The organism is Paenibacillus sp. FSL R5-0490 (genome assembly GCF_001956215.1).
In the GTDB taxonomy this organism is placed as follows: Bacteria; Bacillota; Bacilli; order Bacillales; family Cytobacillaceae; genus Cytobacillus.
In genome coordinates this window covers 51,577-63,602 of record NZ_MRTQ01000002.1, presented here as the reverse complement: position 1 = coordinate 63,602, position 12,026 = coordinate 51,577, and the positions used below count along the sequence as shown (strand labels likewise).

Genomic DNA, 12,026 nt, shown 5'->3' with positions numbered 1-12,026 from the left:
TATGGCTAAAAGAAAGTCTAATCATATTATTGAGGGTATGAACGCCGCAAAAGGCCAGGGCATGGGCGCAGGGTATAATGAGGAATATGCGAATGAACCATTAACAGAAGCGCAAAAGCAAAATAATAAAAAGCGCAAGAAGAATCAATAAAGTGAAACTTCAAACAGTGGGGAGTGCTTTTCTCCCCGCTGATTGTTAGTTGCGGCCCACAGGACAAGGAAGGCTTCGTAAGCATGAACATCGCACGACCAAATGCGTCAGCTTTTGGGAGGAAGTGGGTCACAAAGACGTTGCCACAGGACAAGGAAAGCTACGGCAGCGATACATCGCACGACCGAAAGCGGCAGCTTTTGGGAGGACGTGGCGTTCTTAGTCTTTGTCCTTCTTTCGGGCCTTTACGGGCAGTTTGACCCCACTTATCTTCCTTTGAGTCTTGAAGTGGGGGTCTTACTGCCCTTTAGACTGCGATAAATGATAATACCCGGCTGTACTGCAGCCGGGTAAATTCCTAGTACTGGTTTACATCATCAACCATGGATCTTAAATCCTGCTGGAATCTCTCCAGCTGTGCACGCTGATGGTCAGAAGCAACCTCCAGGGCATTTTCAATTTGAGCGTATGCTTCATTTACTTCCTGCTTTAGATGTTTTAGCTGATGTCCATAACTGGCAGAATCTCTTACAATTTCAGCGTAGAGCTCCTGTGCATCTTCCATTCCCTGCTGTGCAGCCTGAAATGCCTGCTGTTTATCTTTATGATATGGCATGCTTATTTCACTCCTAATAAAATTTGTACCATTAAATTGTGCAATAGCATCATAAAATATTCCGCGAAATCAATCAGGAGGAAATCTTGACATTCAGCCACATTTTGCAAGGCAATTTTTCAATGAAAAGAGACAAACTAACACATGAGATGAAGGTGAATATCACCTTGTATCTTTTCTACCCGTCAGCCATTAAGACGGCAGCCGGCATATCAGCTGTTTGGAGCGGAAGAAACATCCTATTATCCGAGGAGGGCTTCAATTGAACAAAAACAATGGCAAAGACATGCGCAGGAATGCACCTAAAGGACATAATAATGATGGACAGCCTGAACCATTAAGCGGCTCTAAGAAAGTAAAAAACCGTAACCACACCAGACAAAAACATAATTCACACCACGATATGTGAATGTAAAGAAGCAGCTGCCTCATCATCAGGCAGCTGCTTTTTCTTTAAACAGCAATTAAAGCATTTATTATGGTGTCCTCTTCTTCAGCTGTTACTGTCCTAAGATCAATCAGAATTTCTTCCTTTTGAATCCTGACTATTATGGAAGAATTAATCCTTAACTGGCGGCCGATATGATCTGCTGAATATTGACGGTGCTTTAAAACAGCAATCCAGGATGGAAGCTCTACCTCAGGCATCGTGCCTCCCCCAACCTGCCCTGTACTTTGTCTCATTGAGCATACATAATCGTTCCCGGCGGCTTGTAATCTGTTAAGAAATTGGGACGTCCTCACTTTGAGTTCATCACTGGTCATCAAAACATCATGGACCACAGGAATATTTTTCAGACCCTCTTCGCCTTTTAAGTAATCAATTAGCGTGCCTTCGAGAGCAGCAATGGTCATTTTATCTACCCGGAGAACCCGGGCAAGCTGATGTTTTTTCAGCTTTTCGATTAAATCCTTTCTTCCGGCAATAATTCCTGCCTGAGGACCGCCCAAAAGCTTATCTCCGCTGAAAGAAACGATATCTGCCCCCATTTTTAAAACATCGCTTACTGCTGGTTCATTTCCGATTCCTTTGCTTTTAAAATCAAAAAGTGCACCGCTTCCCAGATCTTCATAAAATAGGAGGTTTTTTTCTTTTGATAGGCGGGCAAGTTCCCCGGTGCCGACTTCTTTCGTAAATCCGATAATTTTAAAATTGCTCGTGTGCACCTTCATAATCATAGCTGTATCTTCATTTATCACTTTTTTATAATCTTCCAGGTGGGTTTTATTTGTTGTTCCCACTTCAACGAGCTTTGCCCCGCTCTCTTCCATTATGCTTGATACCCTGAAGGAGCCTCCGATTTCAACTAGCTGTCCACGGGAAACGATTACTTCTTTTTCTTCCGCAAGAGCTCTTAAAATGAAATAAACGGCAGCAGCGTTATTATTGACTGCCATGGCTGCTTCTGCACCTGTCAGTTCTTTGACCAGATTTTCCAGGTGACTATGCCTGGATCCCCGTTCGCCTTCACCCAGGTTATATTCCAAATTGGAATAGTTCATGGCAGCTTCAAGCACATGATCCGCTGCAGACTTGCTTAACCGTGCCCGGCCAAGATTAGTGTGAAGAATAGTGCCAGTAGCATTAATAACCCTTTTAAGTGTATATCCATACCGAACAGTGATAACCTCTTCTGCTTTTTGAAAAATTAGGTCCGTAAACTTCTCCGTACCGGGCTCCTCACCGGTCCAATTCCCGGCAAGAATAGTATTCCTTATATCAGAAATTACCTCTTTCAGCATGTTGGTTGTATGTATAAAGTCAAGTCCATACTGGTTCATTAAATTAGTAAAACGCCGGTCTTTTTGCAGTTCATGCACCGGCAAAATATTTCTGACTGTACTCTTCATAATATCCCTCCAGCATTTGCCCCGTTATTATATCATTTTTCACTAATTTGCATGAAATGAATACTATAGAATGAAACAAGGGGGTTTTGAAGTTGAACAAAAAGGAAGATTTCCATCCGTTTAATATGAGTGAATTGGAAAAATGGATGGAGGATTATTACCTGGACCCGCTTTCTTCTTATTTGGATCAGATGACATTCCGCATCGACTTATACGATACGGAAGCGCAGATTATCGTTGAGGCGCTTTTAACGGGATGTGCATCAAAAGATGTAACCGTTTCCTTAAAAGAAGACAGCGTAATCATCAAAGCTGCTAAAATAGATGACACAGAAACAATTCGGCGCGGTCATCCATGCATGCGAAAAGTGAAACTGCCTTTCTCAGTTGTAAATAAAATGGTTAGTGCAGAGTTTGCAAATGAGATATTAGAGATTTTTATCAATAAAAATGAAGCGGGACCGGGATGCAATAGAGAGATAATCATCGATTGATAAACTGAGCTAGAGGTTGCCTTATACCCTTTGTTTACATAGATCAGCAAAAAACCTTCTCCGCCCGGAGAAGGTTTTTTACCGTTTTATTTTTGCATTTTTTCGATGATTTCTCTGGTTTTAGGAAAAACGCCTGTATCCAGCTTAGAATAAAGCTTTTCTCCATTAACTGTTACTTCAAAAGCTCCGCCCTTGCTTGGGACCAGCTCCATTTTTGAAATATCAGAACGAAAATGAGTAAATAGCTCTTCCGCGAAACTCGCGGCTTTAGGTGCGTAGTTTCACATCATGCAAAATTCAACTTTTACTTCATAAGTCATATTTTAACCCCCGTGTATAATTTGTTAAAGTGAAACTTCATTCAGTGGGGGGTGTTCGTTTCCCTCACTGATTGTTAGTTGAACCAATCGGGCCTTACGGGCAGTTTGACCCCCACTTATCCTCTTTTGATTCTTCTGAGTCTTGAAGTGGGGGTGTTAGTGTCCGTTAGACTGCGATAAAATTAAATATAATGACATTCTAGTATAACTATTTTATTACTGCAAATCGATTTGTTTTTCCTTCAAAATAGAAAGCAAAAAAATTTATGGAGTGATTTGATGGATGCACAAAAATACCTGCAGCGAATTAAAGTTTCCGCTGACCGTAATCTTGATCTGGAATATCTGACAGAACTGCAAAGCGGGCATATGCTCAATATTCCATTTGAAAACCTGGATGTGACACGAAAAATCCCCATAAGGCTGGACACAGATTTGTTTTCCGAGAAAATACTGGAACGGGGCCGGGGAGGCTTTTGCTATGAATTAAACGGTCTGTTTCAGCTTCTCCTGTCAGAACTGGGATTTCAATCACATCTTATTTCCTGCACCGTTAAAAAGCCTGATGGATGGGCCAGAGAAGATTCTCATGCAGCTATACTGATTTACTTGCACCAAGTTCCTTATTTGGTTGATGTAGGGTTTGGTGATTCCGTCAGGCGGCCTCTGCCTTTAACCGGTGAGGAAAAAACCGATGTCAGCGGAACATACAGGATAAAAGCGACAGCTGGAAAAAAATTTGATCTTCAGCGGCTTGAAGATGACAAATGGAAAATTCTATACCGTTTTTCTGATAAGCCGGTGCAGCTTGGCGACTTTCATGATGCCTGTTTATTTAATCAGACCTCACCCGAATCCCATTTTACACATGACGATCTGGCCACTATCGCTACAAAGAATGGCCGTATTACAATTTCAGGATTAACTGTCACCAAGTCCGAAGAATCGGGGAAAAATAAATTCGAACTAACCGAGGAGCAAAAAAGAGAATTTCTTCTCGGGCAATTCAAAATAAAATTGTAAAAGGGACAGCCCAGCGGCGTCCCTTTTAATTTGATTATAATTTTGTTCTTAATTTATCAAGCATATCAGCAGTCATTTTTGCTAAATCAAAATCTGCTTTGAATCCCCACTCTTCTTTTGCTGCAGAAGCATCAATCGAGTTTGGCCAGCTGTCTGCAATTCCCTGGCGCACAGGATCCACTTCATAGGAAATTTCAAATCCCGGGATATGCTTTCTGATTTCAGCCGCAATCTGTTCAGGTTCAAAACTCATCGCTGTTACATTAAAGGAGTTGCGGTGGATGAGTTTATCTGCATCAGCTTCCATTAAATCAACGATGGCATTCAGCGCATCCGGCATATACATCATATCCATATATGTGCCTTTGTCGATGTAGGATGTATAGCGGCCATTTTTAATGGCTTCATAATAGATCTCAACAGCGTAATCAGTCGTACCGCCCCCTGGAGGAGTTACATAGGAGATTAAACCAGGGAACCTCAAACCTCGAGTATCCACACCAAACTTGTAATAGTAGTAATCTGACAGCAATTCGCCCGCAACCTTATTCACGCCATACATTGTAGTTGGGCGGTGAATAGTATCCTGTGGAGTGTTGTCTTTAGGCGTAGAAGGGCCAAATGCACCAATAGAGCTTGGCGTAAAGAATTGTGCATTGCACTCTCTTGCTGTTTCAAGTGCATTCATAAGCCCGCCCATATTTAAATTCCATGCAAATACAGGGTTAGCCTCAGCTGTAGCTGATAATAGAGCAGCCATATGAATAACTGTATCTACATTGTATTTCTTTGCTGTATCCAGCATTGATTTTGCATCGGTAACGTCAACCATTTCAAATGGCCCTGAATTAGCAGCCTCAGAGTCATTTTTTCTGATGTCTGTTGCGATAACATTGTCCGTTCCATAAATTTCTCTTAATTTCAAGGTTAGTTCAGAGCCGATTTGGCCTAAAGCTCCTGTAATCATAATCCGTTTCATTTTATTCCTCCAACGTTTCCTCTTTGCCTTAATTTTGAAGCCATTTATAGTCGAACTTAAATAATTCCCATTTCCTTGCCGACTTTTTCATAAATCGCAATTGCCTGATCCAGCATTTCTTTCGTATGTGCTGCAGATGGCATGTTTCTGACACGTCCCGTTCCCCTAGGGACAGTCGGGAAGACGATTGATTTTGCATAAACGCCTTCTTCATTGAGCTTTTTGCTGAATTCCTGTGTTTTTACTTCATCTCCAACAATACAAGGAGTAATCGGTGTTTCACTGTCGCCAATATCAAAGCCTAATTTTTGCAGCCCGTCTTTAAGGTAGTTGGCATTTTCCCATAGCTTTTCATTCAGCTCCGTGCTTTCCATGAGCAGCTCAATAGCTTTCGTACTTGCTGCTACATCTGCAGGTGTTAAAGAAGTAGAGAATAGGAATGGTCTGCTTCGTACTTTCAGCCAATCAATCAAATCCTTCTTGCCGGCCACATATCCGCCAACAACACCAATCGCCTTTGAAAGTGTGCCGATCTGGAAATCGATTTTATCCGAAAGGCCGAAGTGCTTAACAGTGCCTGCTCCCTTTCCAAGAACACCTGAACCGTGTGCATCATCCACATATGTGATCAGATCGAACTCTTCCGCGATTTCCACGATCTCAGGAAGCTTGGCGATATCCCCATCCATCGAGAATACTCCGTCAGTAATAACCATGATCTTGTTGTACTGTCCTGATTCTTTCGCTTCCTTCGCTTTTGCTCTTAAATCTTCCATATCAGAATGATTTACGCGAATAATCTTGGCTTTGGATAAGCGGCAGCCATCTATGATGGAAGCATGGTTTAATTCATCAGACAAAATGGCATCATTTTTATCCATAACAGCAGAAATAGCAGCCATATTACAATTAAATCCGGACTGGTATGCGATAGCTGCTTCTGTATGCTTGAACTCAGCCAGCTTTTCTTCAAGCTTCGTGTGAAGCTCAAGCGTTCCATTGATCGTGCGGACTGCACCTGCGCCAACACCAAATTTTTCAATTGCTTCGATTGCGGACTTTTTTAGTCTTTCATCAGTAGCCAAACCTAAATAGTTATTGGATGAAAGATTAATTAGTTCTCTGCCGTTGATTTTGATTATTGGACCATTCGGGCTTTCAAGTGGGTCGATTACGTTGTAAAGTCCTCTATCCTTTAAATCCTCCAGGTTTTCCTGTAAAAAAGCATCTAAAATTTTGCTGGTCATATCAGTATCCCCCAGTACATTTTTATTGAATGTCGCCAACTCATATACAACTGTATTTTTAGAGCGGACATTATTTCATTAAACAAACTTAGCTATGTAAAGGTTTTTTCACTTTATACTTTAACACAATTTTTCATTTTGTACACTTATGAAGGACAGATTTTCTATCAGAGATTCTTTGAGATTTCCTTATATACAGTTTTCCCTATTATCACGAAAAAATTTACCTGCCTATTTAGCTTAATTGAATAAATATACACATAATTGATCTGTTTACTCTATGATTACACAGGGAACCAATCAAACATAGAACAATAGGTCAGGCCATTAAGCCTTTGGAGGTATTTATTATAATGAAACATCCGCTAAATGTAACTTCGGAAATAGGAGAATTAAAGACGGTCCTTCTGCATAGGCCGGGTAAGGAGATCGAAAATCTTACGCCTCAATATTTGAAAAGACTTTTATTCGATGACATTCCATTTCTGCCTGCCATTCAAAAAGAACATGATTATTTCGCCAATATTTTAAGCAACCGGGGAATTGAGGTCTTATATCTCGATAAATTGATGACAGAAGCCATACAGCAGGACGAGGCAAGACTGGCTTTTATTGAAAAGGTCTTATGGGAAAGTCAATCTAATATCAACGGTTCCTACGATACAGTGAAAGAGTATCTCTTATCTCTTCCTCCCGATGAACTGGTTAAGAAAGTGATGGCTGGTGTCGTTAAGTCGGATATTGATCAGGATAAGAAAATTCATCTTCATGAAATGATGCCGGATCATTATCCTTTTTATCTCGATCCTATGCCTAACCTCTATTTTACGCGAGATCCAGCTGCGGTAATCGGTGAAGGCATTACGATTAATCGAATGCATGAGCCTGCAAGGAGAAGGGAATCCATTTTTATGGACTGCATCATGAAACATCATCCGCGTTTTAATAAACATGAGATCCCTGCTTACTTTAAGCGTGATGATCTCTACTCTCTTGAAGGCGGAGATGAACTGATTTTAAGTGATGAAGTGGTTGCCATTGGCGTCAGTGCAAGAACCTCTGCACAAGGAATTGAAAAACTTGCACGAGAGTTATTCTCCCGTCAGGATGCCATTAAAAAGGTTGTGGCAGTTGAAATCCCTAAAATCCGCGCATTCATGCACCTGGATACCGTTTTCACTATGATTGATCATGATAAATTCACCTACCACCCTGCTATTGAAGATAGAGATGGCAGTATGAAGATTTACATACTGGAACAGGAGAATAATTCTGATACTCTAAAGATTACAGAGAAAAACTCGCTCAAAGAAACATTAAAAGAAGTACTTCATCTTAATGAATTAGTGTTAATCCCCTGCGGAGGAGGCTGCCCGATTGCATCGGCACGCGAACAGTGGAACGATGGCTCAAATACACTCGCCATTGCTCCCGGCGTAGTTGTCACTTATGACAGAAACTATGTTTCAAACGACATCCTCCGGCAAAATGGAGTTGAAGTTATTGAAATTCTCAGCTCGGAACTTTCAAGAGGCCGCGGCGGCCCAAGATGCATGAGCATGCCGATCATAAGAGAGAATATTAGCTAATAAATCGGGCGGTTGCCAAACCGCCCGATTTTTTTATGATTACTATTTTATTTCAGAGATCCTCCCCTTCTGTGTCCCTCCTTCGAAAAAACCAGTTCTGTCAGGAAAAAACGAAAATATAAATATACTAATGCCCTTTTCAAACAAGCAATTACCCGTATTTTGATAAGATGTCGTTATTAATAATTTATATTTAATTATAATTATTATAAAAAAGTATTGATTTTACTTTGAGAAGTGTTATCATTGCAAATATAAGCAAGTTATTAAACTTTTATGAGGTGATTATAGAATGACAAAAAAGAATAATCTTACGACAAGCTGGGGCGCGCCAGTTGGCGATAACCAAAATTCAATGACTGCCGGCTCAAGAGGGCCAACATTAATTCAGGATGTACACTTGCTGGAAAAGCTCGCCCATTTTAACAGAGAGCGTGTACCTGAGCGTGTTGTTCATGCAAAAGGTGCCGGTGCACATGGCTATTTTGAAGTTACAAATGACCTCACTAAATATACAAAAGCAGCTTTTCTATCTGAAGTAGGCAAAAGAACGCCTTTATTCATCCGCTTTTCAACTGTAGCCGGCGAACTTGGTTCTGCAGATACAGTCCGTGACCCGCGCGGCTTTGCTGTTAAGTTCTATACAGAAGAAGGAAACTACGATCTTGTCGGAAACAATACGCCTGTATTCTTTATACGGGATGCCATCAAGTTCCCTGACTTCATTCATACACAAAAGCGTGATCCTAAGACACATTTGAAAAATCCGACTGCCGTCTGGGACTTCTGGTCCTTATCTCCTGAGTCGCTGCACCAGGTAACCATCTTAATGTCTGACCGGGGAATTCCTGCAACACTAAGACATATGCATGGATTTGGAAGTCATACCTTCAAGTGGGTAAATGATAAAGGCGAAGGTGTCTGGGTGAAATATCACTTTAAAACAGAGCAAGGTGTTAAAAACCTCAGTGTAGAAGCTGCAGCTAAAATGGCAGGCGAAAATCCTGATTATCATACAGAGGACTTATTCAATGCAATTGAGAATGGAGACTATCCTTCCTGGAAGCTTTGCGTGCAAATCATGCCGCTTGAGGATGCAAATACTTACCGTTTCGACCCATTCGATGTCACGAAGGTGTGGTCACAAAAAGACTACCCATTAATCGAAGTAGGACGTATGGTTCTCAATAGAAACCCGGAAAACTACTTTGCTGAAGTTGAGCAGGCTACCTTCTCTCCCGGAACTCTAGTGCCTGGCATTGATGTGTCACCTGATAAAATGCTCCAGGGCCGCCTGTTTGCCTACCATGATGCCCACCGTTACCGTGTAGGTGCAAACCATCAGATGCTGCCAATCAACCGCCCTAAAAACGAAGTGCAAAACTATCAGCGTGACGGTCAGATGCGCTTTGACAACAATGGCGGAGGATCTGTATATTACGAGCCGAACAGCTTTGGGGGACCAACTGAAGTACACGAGCACAAACAGGCTGCATACCCTGTCTCCGGTTTAGCTGAAAGCGTTGCGTATGACCATAATGACCACTACACACAAGCCGGTGATCTATACCGCTTAATGAGTGAAGAGGAACGCTCCCGTCTTGTAGCAAACATTGTTGCTGCCATGAAGCCTGTAGAAAAAGAAGAAATTAAACTTCGCCAAATTCAGCATTTCTTTAAAGCGGATCCTGATTATGGTACACGTATTGCTAAAGGCCTTGGTCTGGCAGTGCCGCAGGGAGTAAAGTAAACCACTAAAAATAGTGAAAGGTGCCATAAGTTACTTGGCACCTTTTTTCGTGGTGAAGTGTTAGTATGATCCCCTATTTACGGATCCCCCACCATTACTGCCGCGGCTTCAATTTATCCAATAATCGAGCAGGAAATAACTTTAGATAGAAAAAAAAGTCTAAATCTAGTAAGATATCCACATGGAATAGTAGAGAAGGGGTAAAAAAATGAGTGTATTAAACGTACAAAATTTAAGTCACGGTTTCGGTGACCGTGCGATTTTTAATGATGTTTCTTTTCGCCTTTTAAAAGGTGAACACGTTGGACTGGTTGGGGCAAATGGTGAGGGTAAGTCTACTTTCATGAATATTGTAACCGGAAAGCTGCAGCCTGACGAAGGGAAAGTTGAGTGGTCACGAAAAGTTCGTGTTGGTTACTTAGATCAGCATGCTGTACTTAAAAAAGGCACTACGATGCGTGAGGCTTTGAGTACTGCTTTCCAATATCTTTTTGATGCTGAAACAGAGATTAATGAACTTTATGCAAAAATGGGTGATGAAGGTGCCGATATCGATGCATTACTCGCAGAAGTTGGAGAGCTGCAAGAAACGTTAGATAGTAATGATTTCTATCAAATTAATTCAAAAGTTGAGGAAGTTGCCCGTGGTCTGGGATTAGACGAAGTTGGACTTGACCGGGATATAGATGATCTTAGCGGTGGGCAGCGTACCAAAGTTTTGCTGGCTAAGCTTTTGCTGGAAAAGCCTGAAATCCTGTTACTGGACGAGCCTACAAACTATTTGGATGAACAGCATATCGAATGGCTGAAGCGCTATTTACAGGAATATGAGAATGCATTTATCTTGATTTCACATGATATTCCATTCCTGAACAGTGTTGTTAACTTGATCTATCACATGGAAAACCAGGAATTGAATCGCTATGTTGGTGACTATGATAACTTCTTAAAAGTATATGAAATGAAAAAGCAGCAGCTGGAGTCTGCATACAAGCGTCAACAACAGGAAATTGCTGATTTAAAGGATTTTGTTGCACGCAACAAGGCAAGTGTTGCGACTCGTAATATGGCGATGTCCCGTCAAAAGAAGCTAGACAAAATGGAAATTATTGAATTGGGAAGAGAGAAGCCGAAACCAGAGTTTATTTTCAAAGAAGCTCGTGCAGCCAGCCGCTGGATTTTCACGACTGAAGATCTTGTTATTGGTTACAATGAACCACTTTCCCGCCCTCTGAATTTGAAAATGGAACGCGGACAAAAAATCGCATTCGTGGGTGCTAATGGTATTGGTAAGTCTACTCTTTTAAAAAGTATTCTTGGCTTGATTAATCCCATTTCGGGAAAAGTGGAACGCGGTGAGTATCAACACATCGGTTACTTCGAGCAGGAAGTTAAACAGTCAAACTACAACACTTGTATTGAAGAGATCTGGAGCGAGTTCCCAAGTATGAATCAGGCTGAAGTTCGTGCTGCTCTTGCAAAATGCGGGTTAACGACGAAACATATTGAAAGTAAAGTCGAAGTCCTTTCCGGTGGCGAAAAAGCCAAAGTTCGATTATGTAAAATTTTAAACACAGAAACGAATTTATTAATTCTGGACGAACCTACCAATCACTTGGATGTGGATGCAAAAGAAGAATTAAAACGTGCTTTAAAGGCATATCGCGGAAGTATCCTAATGGTATCCCACGAACCTGATTTCTATCGTGAAATTGCGACCGATATTTGGAATTGTGAGGATTGGACTACGAAAGTTTTTTAATAAAGATTAATGATTCCCCTGCCACGCAGGGGATTTTTTCTCCTTTCAGGCCCCCTTTTTATCAGGTTCAAACATTGTTCACAAAAGATTCTTATTTGCCTTCAAGTGCTTCATATAAACGTTCTAACAACCTACTCAGGATACTTCCTATAAATGGATTACTAAAAAGCAATACAGGTAATGGCCTATTCATGTATAATGAGGGGAGTTTTCAATAATGGAAGCGGTTCAATTTATACCAAAA

General features: G+C 41.2%; 12 protein-coding genes and 1 pseudogene. 8 read left to right on the top strand and 5 right to left on the bottom strand.

All coding sequences use genetic code 11. From position 1 onward, the window contains the following. The first annotated feature begins 1 nt into the window (after position 1). On the top strand, positions 2 to 151 hold the full coding sequence (gene sspO, locus BK139_RS02165) for a small acid-soluble spore protein O (RefSeq protein WP_061790826.1): 150 nt from the start codon (positions 2 to 4) through the stop codon (positions 149 to 151). 358 nt (positions 152 to 509) lie between these two features. On the opposite strand, the gene BK139_RS02160 is transcribed toward sspO, so the two are convergent. Continuing rightward, the gene (locus tag BK139_RS02160) at positions 510 to 767 is read right to left on the bottom strand and encodes a hypothetical protein (protein ID WP_076256332.1); all 258 of its coding nucleotides are present in this window, start codon (positions 765 to 767) and stop codon (positions 510 to 512) included. Positions 768 to 853: 86 nt separating this feature from the next. Between BK139_RS02160 and BK139_RS02155 the strand changes: the two genes are divergently transcribed. Both BK139_RS02155 and BK139_RS02150 read left to right on the top strand, forming a co-directional pair. Next, positions 854 to 1,033, top strand: a complete 180-nt coding sequence (locus BK139_RS02155) for a hypothetical protein (RefSeq protein ID WP_076256331.1) — start codon at positions 854 to 856, stop codon at positions 1,031 to 1,033. Continuing rightward, positions 1,030 to 1,176: a small acid-soluble spore protein P gene (locus BK139_RS02150; RefSeq protein ID WP_076256329.1), complete on the top strand. Its 147-nt coding sequence runs from the start codon at positions 1,030 to 1,032 to the stop codon at positions 1,174 to 1,176. Before BK139_RS02155 ends, BK139_RS02150 begins: the two co-directional genes overlap by 4 nt. Before the next feature lie 44 nt (positions 1,177 to 1,220). On the opposite strand, the gene selA is transcribed toward BK139_RS02150, so the two are convergent. Next, on the bottom strand, positions 1,221 to 2,618 hold the full coding sequence (gene selA, locus BK139_RS02145) for an L-seryl-tRNA(Sec) selenium transferase (RefSeq protein WP_076256328.1): 1,398 nt from the start codon (positions 2,616 to 2,618) through the stop codon (positions 1,221 to 1,223). 92 nt (positions 2,619 to 2,710) lie between these two features. Here selA and BK139_RS02140 point away from each other — a divergent pair, with 92 nt between their 5' ends. Beyond that, the gene (locus tag BK139_RS02140) at positions 2,711 to 3,112 is read left to right on the top strand and encodes an Hsp20/alpha crystallin family protein (protein ID WP_076256326.1); all 402 of its coding nucleotides are present in this window, start codon (positions 2,711 to 2,713) and stop codon (positions 3,110 to 3,112) included. 86 nt (positions 3,113 to 3,198) lie between these two features. Here the strand turns inward: BK139_RS02140 and BK139_RS24530 are convergent. Beyond that, positions 3,199 to 3,381 (bottom strand): annotated as a pseudogene (locus tag BK139_RS24530) (Rdx family protein); the annotation flags it as partial. A 330-nt stretch (positions 3,382 to 3,711) separates the two neighbouring features. Between BK139_RS24530 and BK139_RS02130 the strand changes: the two are divergent. Next, positions 3,712 to 4,455 (top strand): arylamine N-acetyltransferase family protein, encoded by a 744-nt coding sequence (locus BK139_RS02130; protein ID WP_076256324.1) that lies wholly within the window; start codon positions 3,712 to 3,714, stop codon positions 4,453 to 4,455. Between the two features lie 34 nt (positions 4,456 to 4,489). On the opposite strand, the gene BK139_RS02125 is transcribed toward BK139_RS02130, so the two are convergent. Both BK139_RS02125 and BK139_RS02120 read right to left on the bottom strand, forming a co-directional pair. Beyond that, entirely contained in the window at positions 4,490 to 5,434 is a 945-nt protein-coding gene (locus BK139_RS02125; RefSeq protein WP_076256322.1) for an L-threonine 3-dehydrogenase, read from the bottom strand. A gap of 56 nt (positions 5,435 to 5,490) precedes the next feature. After that, positions 5,491 to 6,681, bottom strand: a complete 1,191-nt coding sequence (locus BK139_RS02120) for a glycine C-acetyltransferase (RefSeq protein ID WP_076256320.1) — start codon at positions 6,679 to 6,681, stop codon at positions 5,491 to 5,493. A 353-nt stretch (positions 6,682 to 7,034) separates the two neighbouring features. On the opposite strand from BK139_RS02120, the gene arcA reads away from it, so the two are divergent. The 3 genes from arcA (at position 7,035) to BK139_RS02105 (ending at position 11,782) form a co-directional block, all read left to right on the top strand. Further along, positions 7,035 to 8,270: an arginine deiminase gene (arcA, locus tag BK139_RS02115; protein ID WP_076256319.1), complete on the top strand. Its 1,236-nt coding sequence runs from the start codon at positions 7,035 to 7,037 to the stop codon at positions 8,268 to 8,270. 292 nt (positions 8,271 to 8,562) lie between these two features. Continuing rightward, positions 8,563 to 10,020 carry a catalase KatA gene (gene katA / locus BK139_RS02110; protein WP_076256317.1) on the top strand — a complete coding sequence of 486 codons (1,458 nt, stop codon included), beginning with the start codon at positions 8,563 to 8,565 and terminating at the stop codon, positions 10,018 to 10,020. A 208-nt stretch (positions 10,021 to 10,228) separates the two neighbouring features. Beyond that, a complete protein-coding gene (locus tag BK139_RS02105) occupies positions 10,229 to 11,782 on the top strand; it encodes an ABC-F family ATP-binding cassette domain-containing protein (RefSeq protein ID WP_076256316.1) in 1,554 nt (517 codons plus the stop codon). The last annotated feature ends 244 nt before the right edge of the window (positions 11,783 to 12,026 follow it).

Excerpts from the sequence above, each read along its gene's own strand:
- BK139_RS02160 (WP_076256332.1), bottom strand. The coding sequence starts at position 767 with ATGCCATATCATAAAGATAAACAGCAGGCATTTCAGGCTGCACAGCAG.
- BK139_RS02125 (WP_076256322.1), bottom strand. The coding sequence starts at position 5,434 with ATGAAACGGATTATGATTACAGGAGCTTTAGGCCAAATCGGCTCTGAA.
- BK139_RS02120 (WP_076256320.1), bottom strand. The coding sequence starts at position 6,681 with ATGACCAGCAAAATTTTAGATGCTTTTTTACAGGAAAACCTGGAGGAT.
- selA (WP_076256328.1), bottom strand. The coding sequence starts at position 2,618 with ATGAAGAGTACAGTCAGAAATATTTTGCCGGTGCATGAACTGCAAAAA.
- sspO (WP_061790826.1), top strand. The coding sequence starts at position 2 with ATGGCTAAAAGAAAGTCTAATCATATTATTGAGGGTATGAACGCCGCA.
- BK139_RS02130 (WP_076256324.1), top strand. The coding sequence starts at position 3,712 with ATGGATGCACAAAAATACCTGCAGCGAATTAAAGTTTCCGCTGACCGT.
- katA (WP_076256317.1), top strand. The coding sequence starts at position 8,563 with ATGACAAAAAAGAATAATCTTACGACAAGCTGGGGCGCGCCAGTTGGC.
- BK139_RS02105 (WP_076256316.1), top strand. The coding sequence starts at position 10,229 with ATGAGTGTATTAAACGTACAAAATTTAAGTCACGGTTTCGGTGACCGT.
- arcA (WP_076256319.1), top strand. The coding sequence starts at position 7,035 with ATGAAACATCCGCTAAATGTAACTTCGGAAATAGGAGAATTAAAGACG.